Below are 15,824 nucleotides of genomic sequence, written 5' to 3'. Positions count from 1 at the left end.
CTTATATCGCCGCGGGTGGTTTGAAAGACACGTCAACGGATGTGCCTGACGGTTGGGACGTGATCGTTATGATCCCGCCCGGCAATGTGTTCGCACGCCAGCGCATGTTCGACAACCCCATGCCAAATGACGCGCTGCCAATATCAAATCCCTGACCGTCGTCGCTGATAACCCAGTGCCAGCGGGTTCCCGGTTGGCACTCGATACGAATAGCGTGACACTGGGCGTGCCGCAGCGCATTGGCAACGGCCTCATGCGTAATCATCAGCAATTCCTGAGCTGTTTCAGGCGCCGTATCGAATGCATCTCGTGCATTTTCCGGCCAATTGATGGACCATTGAATACCTGACCCTGATAGCAAATCGCCAACACTGCGCAACAGTGTTTCGTATAAACCAAAATCGGCAATGGCGGGTAGGTTGAAGCCTGAAACAACGTTCTCAAGGTCCTGCTGCAGATGATCGGCAAGGCGCCGGGCAGATTCCACGGTTGGCAACAAGGGTGCATGTCCTTGCGCTTCATATTCCAGTTCCGTGAGTTTGAGGCCAAGGACGAAGCTGCGCTGCTTGGCGGTATCATGCAGGTCACGCGCGATGCGGTTGCGTTCCACCGATATTGCCAGTGCCTTCTGCATATCAAAGCTCTTCGATATCGCATCCGCCATATTGTTGAAGCGCTCGACCAACCGTCCGAATTCGTCCTTTGAACCGTCTTTGATGCGCGCCCGCAAATCGCCATCGGCCCATTGATCGGCTGCGTTGGTTGCCCGTTTGATGCGGCGATATAGCCGCCAGACAAATAAAGCGGCAACACTCGCGCCCATGGAGCCGATCAGGATGAACGTTCGGATGTAGTCGTACACGGTGGCGCTGGCAATTTCGTCATAGAGCTGCCATTGCGACCAATAATGAAACCCTATGAGCGCCTGCGTATTGGCCGCATTGGGCAGGCTCACCTGAGTAACCATAGCCCAATCTTCTTCGTCCCGATAAACTGGAATGGGTTGGGGTGATTGCCGTGCCTCGGTCATCGCCTTTGTCAAAAGCGGAGTTGCCTCGGGGAGCGTTGCGCAGAGAACCCCCTGACCATCAACGATCTGGACCTGCAATCGCCCGCTATAGAAATCGGAAAACATAACGCCGAAGTCGGAAACGCCTTTTATGCCAGCCTGAACGGTACTCCAGAAAATCTTGCTCGCCAGCGCATTGCAAGCATTCTTGTCGCGTGGATCAACACCCGTGGCCAGAGCATTCAATTGTGGCCGATCCAGCCCGTTGAGGAAGTCGCGAATACTGCTTTCATTGCGGCTGGAGGAAAACTGGCTCATCAGCATACTGACCAGCAACAGCGCGGAAAACCCAACGATAACAAACATCAACACCAGTTTGACGAACAGGCCTCTCAAACGAAGAGCATTTAGCAATCCCAAGTTGTCATTCCTTGCCGGTTACTTATGCCGGCGTCGTACTGGCCGGGCCCTTGTTCCATACCATTCGGCAGAACGAATGCCAGCTTTGCTTTCATATCGTGCTTTTGGGGCCGTGCGATGAGCCCCCGATGTCTGGCTGGATCTGCGGATCGGTTGAGGCATTGTCTCGGCTTGCTTTGGCGCCTCATCAAGGCGAGGCGCCTTGCTTTGGAACAGTCGCGTCAAATGCAGCAGAGCGAGCGCGGTGTTGCGCAGCATGCTCCAGAATGAGGGTGATAGGAGAGGAATGAGTATAAGCCCGAGCAAAAGCGACAGGGTAATATACTCAATGGAGAGCAGCGGAATCTGATAGCGCATGATCACCCAACCACCAATATGGGGTAAAGGGCATCACGCTTGACCTGCGGCTCAGGCAATATCGGTTTCAGTTTGGGCATGGTTTTTTCTTTCCATCGTCACACGCTTCGAAGCGCATGGCCGGAAAGTAGGCCTATTTGAAACGTCGCGCATCGGGCGAAGGTCAGCCCGGTGCCTACGACAAAAGTCGTACTCAGTATCCAGATGAACAGGCACCCGTCACGCATATGAAACGGCATGACGGGCTTATTTTATAGGTTTATGACGATTGCCATCAAGCGCCGCCAAGACCCAAGGCTGCACGCAGTTCGGCTTTTGCCGGTTCGTATTCAGCCTTGAAGTCATCATGCTTCATGATCGTCGCGGCAATGATGCTGCCCGAGATTCGGCCCATCTCCACGTCGGAGCGATAGTGTATGCCGCCAATGATTCGGTTGTTACCATATTCCCAGGCGCGCGCCATAATCTCGGCCTTCTTCTCGGGAACCATGTTGGACAATTCAATGCCAATCAGAGTGCCAAGCGTCGTGTGACCGGATGGCCAAGCGCCCGAGTTGGAGAGTTTTACTGCCGGTTTAACAAGGTCGCTCAACTGATGCGGGCGAGGACGCTTGAAAACATCCTTTGCCGGATCAACCACTGCGCCCTCAGTCTCGACAATACGGTCGAAGAACGCTGCCAGTTTCGGCAATTTGTCCTTATTGAAATCCGGGCCCATTACATCTGCAAAACGCCAGACATTTTCTTCCGCATCGGCTTGCGCGCGCGCAACCATTTCCGGAGTCCGGGTCATCTGCAATGTCAGAACTTCACCCAGTTCCGCCTTGGTCTGCGGTGAGTCATTGGCGGGCGGGGGTGGCAAAATCGTCAGGAGATCAATCTCCTTATTGTCGGCGAAAGGCTTTGCGTCGCCAGCATAGGCAGCGGTAAGGCCAACAAAAACAAATGCTGTCAGCAGGCTGAGAAATCTACGCATGAAATAGTCCTCGTTAGGGTGATTGCGGGAGGTCGATCATGCGCTTGCCGGATGTCATGCCTGTGACACAATGGGGCGATCTGTGGCACATCCGGGTGGCAAGAAGACGCATGGAGAGACAAGCTGTTTCCGTTGTGCGGTCCGCCCACGAAAGATAATGAAAGGCGCTAGCTGTCAGATCGGACGCCATGATTCAATACATTGAAAAGTTTGTTGAACATCCCGCTTGGCCCGGTAGGACGGCTTGGGTATTTGCGCTCAGAACCAATGCTGCAGCGCTTGTTGCGCTCATGGCAGCCTTTGCATTGAACCTGCAGCAATCGCAATGGGCAATGATGACGGTCTTTATCGTGTCGCAACCCATTGCCGGCATGGTTATCAGCAAGGGCCTGTTTCGTCTTGCCGGAACCTTGATCGGTGCGCTGGCGGCGATCGGGATAACGGCGGCGACGGGCGATATACAATGGCTGTTTGTGGTGTCAATCGCGCTCTGGGTGGCGCTGTGCACCTTTGCAGCGTCGATGCTGCGCAATCCGGAATCCTATGGTGCCGCACTTGCCGGTTATACCGCGGTCATTATTGCGTTGCCCGCCTTTGGCCAGTCCCATCTCCTGGTTGACGTTGCCTATGCCCGCTGCGCGGAAATCATGCTCGGCATTGTCTGTGCCGGTATTGCCAGCCGTTTCTTTCAGCCGCAACTTGCCCGAACCGCGCTGGTTGAAGGGTTGGAAAATTGTATTGCGGATCTCGCGCGATATACCAGTGACGCTATTGCCGGTGGCGATTCTGCCCAATTGAAAACCGCCCATAGAAAGCTGATTGCCGATACGCAGGCACTGGCGGCAATGCGCGCCCACGCGCGGCTCGAAGCGCCAAGCCTCGTTACCCACGGGCGGCACTCGCGGCATACGGTGGGCCATCTTATGTCCTGTCTGTCCATTGTGAATATTCTCGTGGCCCATCGTGTCTCCTCCGATGAGACATGGCGCAATTTGCGCGACAAGCTTGGCAAGCTGCTCGATGTTATGGCTGATGATTTCAAGCCTGACGCAACAGGGCCCTGGCTCGGCAAACTTGATGTCTTCGCAGCAGAGATTGCGGAATTGAAAAGCAAGCCGTGGGGCGATGACCGGATTGGCATGATGGCCCGCTTGACATTGCTTGGGGAATTTATTGACAGTCTGAAGGCAACTCTGGACGGACTTTCAGCTTTGGGAAGCCGTTCGCAATATATCGCTGGAAGCAGGAAGCCACCGGCTTTACCTGTTTATCGCGATCACAATACGGCTCTTGTCAATGCCATCAGGGCAATCGTCGCAACAACCCTGATGACCGCCTATTGGATGCAAACCAAGCACTCGGATGCTGCCGCGGCAGCAATCATTGTGGCGGTGGTGTGCAGCCTTTTCGCATCAATGCCCAACCCGCTTCAAACGAGTTGGGGTTTTTTCAGGGGCACCCTCTACGCTGTACCATTTGCGTTTATTCTCAGCCAGTTGGTCCTGCCACATTTTCCGGGATTGTTCTGGTTTGCTGTATTCATCATTCCGGTTCTGGTGCCAGCTGCGATCCTGATGGCTGATCCACGGCATGTCGGCCCAGCCACTGCTTTTTCCATCAATTTCATCGTCTTCCTGAAACCCCATGAAAAAATGGCGTTCGAACCTGCCATATTCATGGAAACCTCCCTTTCGGTGCTAATAGGCGTTCTTATCGGGATTCTGGTTTTCATTGTCGTTTTGCCGAAGCGGCCCTTGGTGACGGTGAACCGGATGATGAATGCGCTGCGGACGGATATCGTTCGGCTGTGTTTGCGCGACCGCGTGCCAAATGCCTCTGCGTTCAACAGCCTTGCTTATGATCGGATCAACCAGCTGATGCCGATCCTGCAAGCAATGCGGGAGACAGGCGAGACATTGATGGACGATGCCCTCTCTTCGGTAACATTAGGGGCAGAGATCATCCGGTTGCGCCGATTGTTGTTGTGGGGGCGGCTGGAACACGGCATAGCCGACCGCGTATCGGAGAACCTGGCGCAACTGGCAAAAATCATAAGCCTGCAGACACAGGACCCCGGCCTTGTGGCAGAATATGTTGCATCAGCGCGATCGCTTGCGGCAGATACTGCTGAGGTCTCAGATCGGCCGCTGGTATTGCAGGCTGCTGCATCGTTGCGTTTGATTGCGGTTATGATCGAGGATCACCCGTCTCTGGCTTTGGGAATGAAGCCGAGCGAAAGCAAAAAAGGCTTCTTCCGGTTACCATCGCTCTGATACCTGTGTTTGCAGGCATCCATTTATCTCAAGGCAATAGCTTCACTTTCACTATTCGCCTAACATGATTTCAATGACTTATGATTCTGCAAATTACTCCCTGAAAGAGCTGCTTCGCCCTATTGTGGCTGCAGAAGATGCCTTGGCGCGGCTGGACGAGCGGCTCGCGCGCAAGGGTGACTTTGGTGAATTGGGCGGCCGTCAGTCGAAGGAAGGTTTGCTGCGTGAGAACGAAGGCTGGATTGCACGCTCACATTTCATGGAGGCCTGCAACGCGCTCTGGCTGGCAGGCGAACTCGTTCATGTGGAGGATCTGGTTCTCCATGATGCGCGAATGGATATCAGAACACCGACACATGAATTAACGCGCGCCCATGCGATATTGCGAACACGGCGCCAGATTGCCGCGAGCCCGGCGCAATGGGCATTGAGCCCCAAGGGCATAGCCAGTTTGCGCGGTCGCTGGGGCGCGGACGCACTTCTTGCGCCTGTGCCAAGCGAACCGGTGAGGCGACCTGAACTCGAAACTGCCCCAGAAGCTGGATCAGAGGCGGAAAATGCCTTTGAAGAAGAATTGGCGCGGCTGGATGCGTTGCTCAACCGTTCCGAACGCCTGTTGAACCAGCCTGCCGAGAAACCTTCGCCGGAGGCAGATAGCAAGCAGCAGGTCAGGCGGAGGGCTTCTTCCGCCGGGGATTTGACGCCGGATGGTGACCCCTTGGTTTATGATCCCGACTGGGATGAAGATGGCCGCATGGACCAATGGTTCGCGGTCATGGACCGGACCCGTGATCTGCCTCCCATGCTGGCTGCGGCCTTGCTCTGGGATGCGTGGGAAGAGATTGAACCCTTGCAACACCAGCATTGGCTCGGTCCCATGCTGGTCGCCTCGATGCTGCGCGAGCGTTTGAAAACACGGGCGCATTTGGGGGCATTCAATGCGGGTTTGCGAGCGATACCACGCGATCGCCGCCGTGCCCGTAATCCCAACACGCGCCTTACGGCTTTTCTCGAGGCTGCACAAACATCGGCCATGGCCAGTTTGAAAGAGATTGACCGTTTGAGCCTTGCCCGTGTCCAGATGGAGCGAAAGCTGAAGGACCGGCGCTCCACATCCAGTCTGCCGGGTATGATCGATCTGATCCTGTCGCGACCTATGGTTTCGACATCATTGGTAGCAAAAGAGCTAAAGGTCTCGCCGCGCGGTGCTCTAAATCTGATTACCGAATTGGGCGTTCGCGAGATGACAGGTAGAGGACGTTACCGCGCCTGGGGTATTGTCTGACATCCCGTTTTTGTGATCGGTGCAAGAGCAGAAATTCCTCGTATTAATACTTGACTAAATTGATCATATTTTATTAGGGTCCCGGCGACCTGTCCTGCGATCCTCTTTATGGACGACTGGCAGGAAGAAAGTGCCAGGAGAATACCGATGTCCGCCACGCCGAATGTTCTGAGCAGCTCTGCTGCGGTTAAACTCCTGGCCCCCGGTGTCATGCTCGACAAGCTTTGCAATGTATTTGCCGAACATGCACATGTTGAGCGGGACGATCTGGAAGGGCGGATTCAGACACCCTATGGCAAAGCGCATCTGATAATCGTTGGCGACGTACTTTCCCTTGACGTTGAGGCCGATGACGAGACCTCCCTTGCTTACGTACGCATGGTGCTGGCCGATAATATTCTGGACATTGCCGGCAATGAGAAGCCGCAATTATCCTGGGTGGGCGATGGCCTGACCAGCTCGGAGCTTCCTTACTTCCGCGAAATGCGTGTGGTGAGTGCCCAGGACCTTACCCCGCATATGCGACGTATAAGATTGCGCGGTGAGAATTTGGCCCGTTTTGCTATCGGCGGTCTGCATATCCGGCTCCTGTTCGTACCTGAGGGCAGGGCTCCGAAATGGCCAACCATGGGCCGCGATGGCCGACCCGTGTGGGCGGGCGGTGAAGATGCGCTGATCGCCCGTGTTTATACGATCCGCAATATCGACGTGGATCGGGGCGAAGTCGATATCGATATGGTCGTTCATCCCGGTGAGAATACGCCGGGTGCAACATGGGCGCTGAACGCCAAATCCGGTGATATTGTTGGTATGACAGGACCGGGCGGAGGCGGCATATTGGGCGCACCGCAACAATTGCTGATCGGTGACGAAACCGCCCTGCCAGCCATCGGCCGTATTCTGCAGAATTTGCATGCCCAGACAAAAGCAACGGTCATTCTTGAGGTTGACGGTCCCGATGACCGGCAGCCATTGCAATCGCCTGCGCAGGTTGATGTTCGCTGGTTATATCGTCATGGTTCACCGGCGGGAACAACTGGCAAGCTGGCTGATATTGTTGAGGAACTGGATGCCTCCGCTCTTTCAACTGATATCTTCGTGTGGGCCGGCTGTGAATTTAACGACTTCAAACGAATCCGCGCCCATCTGCGTAAAAAACTCAAACATGATCGCGAAAAACACCATGTGGTCGCCTATTGGCGGCGAGGCTTTGATGGCGACAGCGCCCGGCGGAGCGATTGAAAAGCTCAAAAATGCAAAGCATTTAAAACCCGGGGTTGCAGAAGTTAATAGTTGATTATTATACTCAGGAATATTACAGCCGCTCCAACAGACCATGCGCCACGCATCGGAGCCTTGGATAATGGATGCATTATCGCGACGAGATGACCGGGGCGGCGGAAGAAGCGAAAGACAAAAGCCATGCGGAAAAATACAGACAGGTTTTCACCAATGCAGAACGTTTCTGTAAGGATCAGGGCAGCGGCGCTTACCTCCGCACTTCTGTTGTCTTTGATTTCCCCTGTGATGGCACAGGAAACCTCTTCTCAGGCACCGCAACCTGCACAACAGAGCCCTGTTGAAGCCGCACCTGCGCCTGTGCTTCAGCTTGCCCCGGCACCTGCCACTCAAAGTGCTCCTGCGCCTCAAGCTTCTGGTTCTGCGCCCGCTGTAATCCCTGCACCCTCCCCAATTGCCTCCGCACCAGCAGCGCCCGCGGCAGTGAACAAGGCGAACCTGCCACACAACCTGTCACCATGGGGCATGTTCATGGCCGCGGACTGGGTGGTGAAGGGTGTCATGATCGGCTTGGCCTTTGCTTCGCTTATCACCTGGACTGTCTGGCTCGCCAAGACGTTGGAACTTGCTGGTGCGCGTGTTCGCGCTTATCGCGCTCTCAGTGCAATTGGCAATGCCCGCACGCTGCGCGATGCGGAACAGGCGCTTGAAGGGCGTGGTGGACCGGGCGTGCAATTGGTCAATGCGGCGCGCGAGGAAGTGCGGATGTCGCAGGAAGCGCGCAATTATGCCGGTGCGGATGGCCTGAAAGAACGCGTTGCCTCGCGTCTGTCGCGTATCGAGGCACAGGCTGGGCGCCGCATGAGCCGTGGCACAGGTGTGCTTGCAACAATCGGTTCAACCGCTCCCTTCGTTGGTCTTTTCGGCACGGTGTGGGGCATCATGAACTCGTTCATCGGTATCTCAGAATCGCAGACAACCAATCTCGCCATTGTGGCTCCCGGGATCGCGGAAGCTCTTCTGGCCACGGCTATCGGCCTCGTCGCAGCCATCCCCGCAGTTGTGATCTACAACGTGTTTGCCCGGTCGATCACCGGTTACCGGCAATTGCTGGCTGATGCGTCGGCTGGCGTTGAACGTCTTGTGAGCCGTGACGTGGATTTTGCGCTTGTACCTCAGGTGCATCAGGCACGCCCTGCAGCGGCAGAATAAAGGTACACATCATGGCTGGCGGTATCAGACACAACGTTTCTGACGACGATTTGCAGGAAAACCACGAGATTAACGTGACACCGTTCATCGATGTCATGTTGGTTCTGCTGATCATTTTCATGGTGGCAGCGCCTTTGGCGACCGTCGATATCAATGTCGATCTGCCGGCATCGACGGCAGCACCCGCTAACCGTCCTGACAAACCGCTTTATCTCACTTTAAAAGAAGATCACACCATCGCAATCGTCAATGACATGGTGACAAAGGAAACGCTTGGTGCGTTCCTTGATCAGAAGACGCAGGGCGACAAGGAAACACGTGTGTTCCTACGCGCCGACCGTGCTGTGGATTATGGTGCGCTGATGGATCTGATGAATACCTTGCGCGCCAGTGGTTATCTCAAGATCGCGCTTGTCGGGCTTGAAAGCGCACCGTTAGCGCCGGCCACGCCTGCACCAACGGGAAGCGCGCAATAATGCCAGACAGGCCAGTAGCACCCATGGCAGGCCGGTTTCAAACGAACTGGCGTGAAATTGGCTTGTGGTCCGCAGCGGCCGTCGTGGCGATTGGTGTTCATGCGGGCGCTGGCTGGTACGGATATAGCTACCAGTCAGACGCAAATGGCGGTGAAGTTGCAGCTGCCGTGATGATCGATATGGAGCCGTTGCCAGCGCCAATCGTGCCTGAGGCTGTTGCTGAACTGCCGCCTGTTGAACCGGAAAAGGTAACGCCGGAGCCCGTTCAACAGGAAGCCGCTGCTCCCGAAATCCAACCGGAAAAGCCAGTGGAGCCGGAACCTCAACCAGCGCCGGAGGAACAAGTTGTGCCAGAGGAAGTGCAGCCGGAGGAAACGGTTGAACTGCCGAAGGTTGAAGTGCCGCTTCCTGTTGTCAGACCGGAACCAAAGAAGCCGGATGAACCCAAGAAAGAGGTTCCGAAGAAAGTTGTCCGTAAGCCAGTAAAGACAGTGGTGGCGGAAACCAAGAGCGATACTGTGGTGGAAGCAAAACAGCAGCCGAGCATATCGCGTGCGGCTTCAGCCCGTGCAGCACAAAGCTGGGGCGAAAAAATCAATTCTTATCTCGCCCGTTATGCGCGTCGTCCGGGAGGTCGTAATCATGGAGCGGGTAGTGCTAGGGTTGCTCTTACTTTTACAAGAAGCGGTGATATCACCTCATCTAGAATAGCAGTCAGTTCGGGAAAGCCTGAACTGGATCAATATATTCTTGATGTGGTTCGTCGTGCATCGCCAGTTCCCTCCGCACCGGATGATTTTACTGGTGGGAGTCAGTCGACGGCTGTGACAATTACAATCCAGTGATTTCGGGCTTGATCAAGTCGTCTTGTTAATTTGATCAAGCGATACGCAGAGTGAACTAAGTTCTTTCGCGGCCTTTTGTTGAATGACACGCCGGAGTCTTTCATCAGCCGTGACAAAGCGGCACTGTCGTTGTTTGGCCAGCGCCAGATAGATGCAGTCATAGGCTGGGTGGCCGAGCAATATTGCGAGCATTGCTGCTTCTTCCAGTAGCCCACGCATGGAGATCAGTTCAATATCCGCGCGTTGAAGCAGGCGCGCTGCAAGCCGTGCTTCGTCTGGAACAAGCTCGTTTCGCTGTACTTTCTTCCAAAGAATGTTGGCACATTCGGCAACCAGCAGATCCGGAGCCGCAAACTTATAGCGTCCACGCAGTTTGACGGCTTCCTCTGTACCCTCTTCTTCGACGACCCATTTGATGGCAATGCTGGCGTCGATAATAAGAGTGTCCATTAGCGTTCGTCGCGCCCTTCGCGCAGCAACACTTCAGAGGGCGTTTGTTGCCGTTTCGTTGTGAGTTTACGCAATTGTGCCGCTAATTCATCGAACGAAGGTTCAACTTCTGTTTCCAAAGCCTGGCGCAAAATTTCGCGATGTTCCGCCTCCGTCGAGCGCCCGTGCCGCGCCGCGCGCAGTTTGAGCCTCGTGATCAGGTCGTCGTCGAGATTTCTGACGTGCAAATTTCCGGCCATTAATGCCTCCATTGATCTCAATGATAGCAAAGAGATCAAGGGGGCTCAAGCGCTGATAATCATCTCGGCGGCCTTTTCGGCAATCATGATTGTCGGGGAGTTGGTATTGCCTGACGTGATCGACGGCATGATCGAAGCATCTGATATACGCAGGCCTTTAATGCCGCGTACGCGCAATTGCGGATCGACCACGGACTCCTGATCGGCGCCCATACGGCAAGTGCCGACAGGATGGAAGATCGTCGTGCCAATGGCTCCTGCCGCTTCAATCAGTTCCGCCTCGTTTTGATATTGCGGGCCCGGTTTGAATTCTTCCGGCCGGTAGCGTTGCAACGGTTCCTGCGCCACAATGTTTCGAGTGATGCGAATTGAATCCGCAGCCACGCGGCGGTCGCTGTCCGTTGCAAGATAATTCGGACGGATAGCCGGATGCGCGCGGTAATCAGGCGATTTGACGTGAACCGAACCGCGACTATCGGGCCTAAGATTACAGACACTGGCGGTAAAGGCAGGGAAGGGGTGAACATTTTCACCGAACTTTTCCAGCGAAAGCGGCTGTACGTGATATTGCAGATTCGCGGTGGCGAAAGACGGGTCCGAGCGGGTGAATACACCCAGTTGGCTTGGTGCCATCGACATAGGGCCGGATTGGTTGAAGAGATATTCAAGGGCAATCGATGCTTTGCCAAGCAGGCGATTGGCTTTTTCGTTGAGTGTCGGAATACCGGTTACCTTATAGGCGCACCGCAGTTGCAGGTGGTCCTGAAGATTTTCGCCGACTGAGCGCCGCTCGAGAACAGGTGTAATTCCCGCGTTCTGCATGATCTCGCCGCGTCCGATGCCCGACAATTCAAGAATTTGTGGTGAGCCCACGGCTCCAGCTGCAAGGATGACCTCCCGTCTGCAATCGATCCTGTGGATCGTTCCCGCCTGTTCAATTTCCACGCCCTTGGCAGTCAGGTCATCGATAATAAGCTTGCGCACATGGGCACCGGTCTCGACCCTGAGATTGGGGCGTTTCATAGCCGGACGAAGAAATGCCTTTGCCGTGTTCCAGCGAATGCCGCGCTTCTGATTCACCTTGAAATAGGAACTGCCTTCATTGTCGCCGCGATTGAAATCGTCGGTGCGCGGAATACCGGCTGCCTCGGCGGCATCACGAAAGGCATCGAGAATATCCCAGTGGAGCCGCGCTTCTTCCACGCGCCATTCGCCGCCCGATCCATGGAAATCGTCGGCACCCAGATAATAATCCTCCGATTTACGAAAGTAGGGCAGAACATCGTCCCAGCCCCAACCGGTGCAACCGTCCTGCCGCCATAAATCGTAGTCGCGCGCCTGACCGCGCATATAGATCATGCCGTTGATCGATGAACAGCCGCCCAGCACTTTTCCGCGCGGATAGTTCAGGATACGGCCATTGAGGCCCGGTTCAGCTTCGGTTGAAAAGCACCAGTCCGTGCGCGGATTGGAAATGCAGTAGAGATAGCCGACCGGAATGTGAATCCAGGGATAGTTGTCCTTACCACCCGCTTCAAGCAGCAGAACAGACACATTCGGGTCTTCCGACAAACGGTTGGCCAAGGTGCAGCCTGCCGTGCCCGCCCCGACGATGATGTAATCATAACTGGCTGTCATGTCAGTGTCCGGAATTGCTCTCGAGTTTCTTGCCAAGGCGCGAAGCATAGAGTTCACCGATGACACCGCGCCGGAAGACGAGGACACAGACCATGAAGATAATGCCGGTGATAACCGTCACTGGAAATTCCGATGTGGCGAGATAGTTTTCCAGAGCGGAGACAAATCCTGCACCGATGATCGGACCAACCAGAGTGCCGATACCGCCAAGCAGGGTCATCAGTACAACTTCACCCGACATCTGCCAGCTGACGTCGGTCAGCGTCGCGAACTGAAAGACGATGGCTTTCAGCCCGCCTGCCAGACCTGTAAGGGCAGCCGACATGACGAAAGCGGCAAGCTTGTAGCGGGCAACCGAATAGCCCAGCGAAATGGCGCGGTTTTCATTTTCCCGGACAGATTTCAGGATCATGCCAAAGGGCGAGTTGATGATACGCCAGATGATGAATATGCCGATCAGGAACACCGCCAGCACGAAGAAATACATGTTGAGCGGATCATTGAGATCAATGAAGCCCAGCAGTTTGCCGCGTGGCACGCCCTGAATGCCGTCTTCGCCTTTGGTGAAAGACGCCTGCAGGCAGAAGAAGAAAAACATCTGCGAGAGGGCAAGGGTAATCATCGTGGAATAAATGCCCTGACGGCGAATGGCAAAGAAGCCGATGATCAGACCCAAAATGGCCGCGCCGAAGACGCCAAGCAGGATGCCCAATTCCGGTGGGAAGCCCCATTCCTTGACCGAATGAGCGGTGAAATAGGCTGCCCCGCCAAAGAACGCCGCATGGCCGAAGGAAAGAATACCCGTATAGCCAAGCAGAAGGTTGAACGCGCAGGCAAAGAGCCCAAAGCACAACACCTTCATCAGGAAGACCGGATAGAAATGGAACGGTGCCAGAATAAGCAGCCCAACGCCGATAAGGATCAGCACCATTTCAAGCGTGAAGAACTTGTTTTTCTGAACGGAAGAAACTGTTGTATCGGTCATAGTCAGACCTCCTTGCCGAACAGGCCTGCCGGACGGACAAGCAGGACAATCGCCATGATGACGAAGATCACGATATTCGAGGCTTCCGGATAGAACACCTTGGTCAAACCTTCGAAAATACCGAGCATATAGCCGGTGACGATGGCGCCAAGAATGGAGCCCATGCCACCCACCACGACCACCGCGAACACGACGATGATCAGGTTCGACCCCATCAATGGGCTGACCTGATAGATCGGTGCTGCCATGATACCGGCAAGACCGGCAAGGCCTGCGCCCAGACCATAAGTAAAGGTCAGAAGCAGTGGCACGTTGATGCCAAAAGCCCGCACGAGGGTTGGGTTTTCGGTAGCGGCACGCAGATAGGAACCAAGCCGTGTTTTCTCGATCAGCAGCCATGTGCCGATGCAGACGGCAAGCGATGCAATCACCACCCAGGCGCGATATTTCGGCAAGAACATGAAACCGAGATTGTAACCACCGGCAAGCGCTGATGGCACCGCATAGGGCTGACCCGCTGCACCATAATAATAGCGGAACGTGCCTTCTATCACGAGCGCAAGGCCGAAGGTGAAGAGCAGCCCATAGAGGTGATCGAGATTGTAGAGGCGCGAAAGTGCCACGCGCTCGACGATTGCACCTGCTACGCCGACCACAATCGGCGCAAGAAGCAGGGCAGGCCAATAGCCGATACCCAGTTGTGCCAACAGAAGATAACCGATGAAGGCCCCCAGCATGTACTGAGCGCCATGGGCGAAATTGATCACGCGCAGCAGACCGAAGATGATCGCAAGGCCAAGGCTGAGCATGGCATAGAAGGAGCCGTTGATCAGACCGATGAGCAACTGTCCAAGAAAGGCCTGAAGTGGAACGCCGAAGATCATTGTCATGGATCAGACTCCCAGCGCTTCATTGAGCATGGTCATGCGGTCCGGCAGTTCCCGGACATGAAAATTGTCGATAATCTTGCCGTGGTCCACCACATAGAACCGGTCTGCGACTTTGCTGGCGAAACGGAAATTCTGCTCGACGAGCAGGATGGTCATGCCGCGTTGTTTCAGGGTGACGAGCACTTCGCCGATGCGCTGGACGATAACAGGCGCAAGACCTTCAGTTGGCTCGTCAAGCAGCAAGAGTTTGACGCCGGTGCGCAGGATGCGGGCAATCGCCAGCATCTGCTGTTCACCGCCGGAAAGTTTTGTGCCCGGACTGTTGCGCCGCTCCTTCAGATTGGGAAACAGGTCGTAAATCTCGGCAATGGTCATACCGCCCTTGGCGACAATTGGGGGCAGGTTGAGATTCTCGTCGACGGACAGCGTTGCGAAGATGCCGCGTTCTTCCGGCACAAAACCAATGCCCGCATGAGCCGTGCGGTGCAGCGGCACGCGCATCATGTCTTTGCCGTTAAACGTGATGCTGCCGGTACGCTTGCGAATGATGCCCATGATGGAACGCAGGGTCGTGGTTTTGCCAACACCGTTGCGGCCAAGAAGCGTCACGGTTTCGCCCTCGTGAATATCAAGATTGATGCCATGCAGTGCGTGGCCTTCGCCGTACCATGCGTGAAGATCGCGAACGGCGAGAAGAGGTTTGGTGTCACTCATGTTCGGTCCCCATATAGGCGACACGCACCCGTTCATCCTGGCTGACAGTCTGGTAATCGCCGGAGATGAGGATTTCGCCGCGCTGCAAAACGGTGACCTTGTCGCAAAGGTCTGCAACGACCTTCAGATTATGTTCCACCATGAGGATAGCCCGGTCGCGGGCAACTTCGCGGATAATGTCGGAAACGATGTGCACGTCCTCGTGGCCCATACCGGCCATGGGTTCATCCAGCAGCAGCACCTTGGGATCGAGCGCGAGCGTTGTTGCAATTTCCAATACGCGCTTGCGGCCATAGGAAAGGTCAGCGGCAAGTTTGTTGCGCGCATCCTGTAAGCCGACAGCGCTGATCAGTTCCATGGCGCGGTCATTCAGACGGTTGAGCGCACTGGTTGGCAGCCAGAATTGGGTGGACAGTCCACCGGGGCGCTGCAGGGCAACGCGCACATTGTCGAGGACTGTCAGATGCGGGAAAACCGCAGAGATCTGGAACGAGCGCACCAGTCCCATCCGGGCAACCTTGGCCGGGTCGGTTCTGGTGATGTCGTGATCAAGCAGGGTGATTGTACCGCTCGATGGTTGCAGAAATTTCGTCAACAGATTGAAAACAGTGGTCTTTCCCGCCCCGTTCGGGCCGATCAGCGCATGCACTTGTGCATGCTGAACATCCAGATCCACATTGTTGACGGCAATGAAGCCGCCAAAGTCCCGGCGCAGGCCACGGGCGGAGAGAACCACCCGGGACTCAGCGTTGTCGGCGTTGCCGGGAGAAGTCTGTCCTCCCCCGAAAGCCGTGCCTGTTAGCGAAGCCGTCATAC

General features: G+C 55.4%; 17 protein-coding genes. 7 read left to right on the top strand and 10 right to left on the bottom strand.

Annotated elements, in window-relative coordinates; genetic code table 11:
- Position 1 precedes the first annotated feature (1 nt).
- From AB4Y96_RS05550 to AB4Y96_RS05540, 3 genes are all read right to left on the bottom strand, one after another.
- Positions 2–1,429 carry a HAMP domain-containing protein gene (locus tag AB4Y96_RS05550; RefSeq protein WP_441916185.1) on the bottom strand — a complete coding sequence of 476 codons (1,428 nt, stop codon included), beginning with the start codon at positions 1,427–1,429 and terminating at the stop codon, positions 2–4.
- Positions 1,430–1,447: 18 nt separating this feature from the next.
- Positions 1,448–1,786: a hypothetical protein gene (locus tag AB4Y96_RS05545; protein ID WP_441916184.1), complete on the bottom strand. Its 339-nt coding sequence runs from the start codon at positions 1,784–1,786 to the stop codon at positions 1,448–1,450.
- A 274-nt stretch (positions 1,787–2,060) separates the two neighbouring features.
- Positions 2,061–2,762 carry an acid phosphatase gene (locus AB4Y96_RS05540; RefSeq protein WP_441916183.1) on the bottom strand — a complete coding sequence of 234 codons (702 nt, stop codon included), beginning with the start codon at positions 2,760–2,762 and terminating at the stop codon, positions 2,061–2,063.
- A gap of 188 nt (positions 2,763–2,950) precedes the next feature.
- Here AB4Y96_RS05540 and AB4Y96_RS05535 point away from each other — a divergent pair, with 188 nt between their 5' ends.
- From AB4Y96_RS05535 to AB4Y96_RS05505, 7 genes are all read left to right on the top strand, one after another.
- Positions 2,951–5,035 (top strand): FUSC family protein, encoded by a 2,085-nt coding sequence (locus AB4Y96_RS05535; RefSeq protein WP_441916182.1) that lies wholly within the window; start codon positions 2,951–2,953, stop codon positions 5,033–5,035.
- A gap of 73 nt (positions 5,036–5,108) precedes the next feature.
- On the top strand, positions 5,109–6,320 hold the full coding sequence (locus tag AB4Y96_RS05530) for an RHE_PE00001 family protein (protein WP_441916181.1): 1,212 nt from the start codon (positions 5,109–5,111) through the stop codon (positions 6,318–6,320).
- Positions 6,321–6,467: 147 nt separating this feature from the next.
- Positions 6,468–7,562 (top strand): DUF2218 domain-containing protein, encoded by a 1,095-nt coding sequence (locus tag AB4Y96_RS05525; RefSeq protein WP_441916180.1) that lies wholly within the window; start codon positions 6,468–6,470, stop codon positions 7,560–7,562.
- Positions 7,563–7,687: 125 nt separating this feature from the next.
- A complete protein-coding gene (locus AB4Y96_RS05520) occupies positions 7,688–7,903 on the top strand; it encodes a hypothetical protein (RefSeq protein ID WP_441916261.1) in 216 nt (71 codons plus the stop codon).
- Positions 7,848–8,771 (top strand): tonB-system energizer ExbB, encoded by a 924-nt coding sequence (exbB, locus tag AB4Y96_RS05515; RefSeq protein WP_441916258.1) that lies wholly within the window; start codon positions 7,848–7,850, stop codon positions 8,769–8,771. The genes AB4Y96_RS05520 and exbB overlap by 56 nt, the downstream gene beginning before the upstream one ends.
- Positions 8,772–8,782: 11 nt before the next feature.
- Positions 8,783–9,247, top strand: a complete 465-nt coding sequence (exbD, locus tag AB4Y96_RS05510) for a TonB system transport protein ExbD (protein ID WP_441916179.1) — start codon at positions 8,783–8,785, stop codon at positions 9,245–9,247.
- The gene (locus AB4Y96_RS05505; RefSeq protein ID WP_441916178.1) at positions 9,247–10,092 is read left to right on the top strand and encodes a TonB family protein; all 846 of its coding nucleotides are present in this window, start codon (positions 9,247–9,249) and stop codon (positions 10,090–10,092) included. The genes exbD and AB4Y96_RS05505 overlap by 1 nt, the downstream gene beginning before the upstream one ends.
- Positions 10,093–10,104: 12 nt before the next feature.
- Here the strand turns inward: AB4Y96_RS05505 and AB4Y96_RS05500 are convergent, their stop codons facing one another.
- Genes AB4Y96_RS05500 through AB4Y96_RS05470 form a run of 7 tightly spaced genes read right to left on the bottom strand, consistent with a single transcriptional unit; the run spans position 10,105 to position 15,822 of the window.
- Positions 10,105–10,542, bottom strand: a complete 438-nt coding sequence (locus AB4Y96_RS05500) for a type II toxin-antitoxin system VapC family toxin (RefSeq protein WP_091882689.1) — start codon at positions 10,540–10,542, stop codon at positions 10,105–10,107.
- Entirely contained in the window at positions 10,542–10,781 is a 240-nt protein-coding gene (locus tag AB4Y96_RS05495; RefSeq protein WP_227989048.1) for a FitA-like ribbon-helix-helix domain-containing protein, read from the bottom strand. The genes AB4Y96_RS05500 and AB4Y96_RS05495 overlap by 1 nt, the downstream gene beginning before the upstream one ends.
- Positions 10,782–10,826: 45 nt before the next feature.
- Entirely contained in the window at positions 10,827–12,419 is a 1,593-nt protein-coding gene (locus AB4Y96_RS05490) for a GMC family oxidoreductase (protein WP_441916177.1), read from the bottom strand.
- 1 nt (position 12,420) lies between these two features.
- Positions 12,421–13,350: a branched-chain amino acid ABC transporter permease gene (locus tag AB4Y96_RS05485; protein WP_441916257.1), complete on the bottom strand. Its 930-nt coding sequence runs from the start codon at positions 13,348–13,350 to the stop codon at positions 12,421–12,423.
- A 56-nt stretch (positions 13,351–13,406) separates the two neighbouring features.
- The gene (locus AB4Y96_RS05480) at positions 13,407–14,294 is read right to left on the bottom strand and encodes a branched-chain amino acid ABC transporter permease (protein WP_091882678.1); all 888 of its coding nucleotides are present in this window, start codon (positions 14,292–14,294) and stop codon (positions 13,407–13,409) included.
- Positions 14,295–14,297: 3 nt separating this feature from the next.
- The gene (locus AB4Y96_RS05475; protein ID WP_441916176.1) at positions 14,298–15,008 is read right to left on the bottom strand and encodes an ABC transporter ATP-binding protein; all 711 of its coding nucleotides are present in this window, start codon (positions 15,006–15,008) and stop codon (positions 14,298–14,300) included.
- Positions 15,001–15,822 (bottom strand): ABC transporter ATP-binding protein, encoded by an 822-nt coding sequence (locus tag AB4Y96_RS05470; RefSeq protein WP_244518407.1) that lies wholly within the window; start codon positions 15,820–15,822, stop codon positions 15,001–15,003. The genes AB4Y96_RS05475 and AB4Y96_RS05470 overlap by 8 nt, the downstream gene beginning before the upstream one ends.
- Positions 15,823–15,824: the final 2 nt, after the last annotated feature.

Origin of the sequence: Phyllobacterium sp. TAF24, from assembly GCF_052113785.1 — a bacterium.
Lineage (GTDB): Bacteria > Pseudomonadota > Alphaproteobacteria > Rhizobiales > Rhizobiaceae > Phyllobacterium.
The sequence above is the reverse complement of the archived record's forward strand: the minus strand, read 5'-3'. Positions and strand labels throughout refer to the sequence as shown.

Bases quoted from the DNA above. Each gene is read 5' to 3' on its own strand.
- AB4Y96_RS05545 (WP_441916184.1), bottom strand. From the start codon at position 1,786: ATGCGCTATCAGATTCCGCTGCTCTCCATTGAGTATATTACCCTGTCG.
- AB4Y96_RS05540 (WP_441916183.1), bottom strand. From the start codon at position 2,762: ATGCGTAGATTTCTCAGCCTGCTGACAGCATTTGTTTTTGTTGGCCTT.
- AB4Y96_RS05535 (WP_441916182.1), top strand. From the start codon at position 2,951: ATGATTCAATACATTGAAAAGTTTGTTGAACATCCCGCTTGGCCCGGT.
- AB4Y96_RS05530 (WP_441916181.1), top strand. From the start codon at position 5,109: ATGACTTATGATTCTGCAAATTACTCCCTGAAAGAGCTGCTTCGCCCT.
- AB4Y96_RS05525 (WP_441916180.1), top strand. From the start codon at position 6,468: ATGTCCGCCACGCCGAATGTTCTGAGCAGCTCTGCTGCGGTTAAACTC.
- AB4Y96_RS05520 (WP_441916261.1), top strand. From the start codon at position 7,688: ATGCATTATCGCGACGAGATGACCGGGGCGGCGGAAGAAGCGAAAGAC.
- exbB (WP_441916258.1), top strand. From the start codon at position 7,848: ATGGCACAGGAAACCTCTTCTCAGGCACCGCAACCTGCACAACAGAGC.
- exbD (WP_441916179.1), top strand. From the start codon at position 8,783: ATGGCTGGCGGTATCAGACACAACGTTTCTGACGACGATTTGCAGGAA.
- AB4Y96_RS05505 (WP_441916178.1), top strand. From the start codon at position 9,247: ATGCCAGACAGGCCAGTAGCACCCATGGCAGGCCGGTTTCAAACGAAC.
- AB4Y96_RS05500 (WP_091882689.1), bottom strand. From the start codon at position 10,542: ATGGACACTCTTATTATCGACGCCAGCATTGCCATCAAATGGGTCGTC.
- AB4Y96_RS05495 (WP_227989048.1), bottom strand. From the start codon at position 10,781: ATGGCCGGAAATTTGCACGTCAGAAATCTCGACGACGACCTGATCACG.
- AB4Y96_RS05490 (WP_441916177.1), bottom strand. From the start codon at position 12,419: ATGACAGCCAGTTATGATTACATCATCGTCGGGGCGGGCACGGCAGGC.
- AB4Y96_RS05485 (WP_441916257.1), bottom strand. From the start codon at position 13,350: ATGGTGCTGATCCTTATCGGCGTTGGGCTGCTTATTCTGGCACCGTTC.
- AB4Y96_RS05480 (WP_091882678.1), bottom strand. From the start codon at position 14,294: ATGACAATGATCTTCGGCGTTCCACTTCAGGCCTTTCTTGGACAGTTG.
- AB4Y96_RS05475 (WP_441916176.1), bottom strand. From the start codon at position 15,008: ATGAGTGACACCAAACCTCTTCTCGCCGTTCGCGATCTTCACGCATGG.
- AB4Y96_RS05470 (WP_244518407.1), bottom strand. From the start codon at position 15,822: ATGACGGCTTCGCTAACAGGCACGGCTTTCGGGGGAGGACAGACTTCT.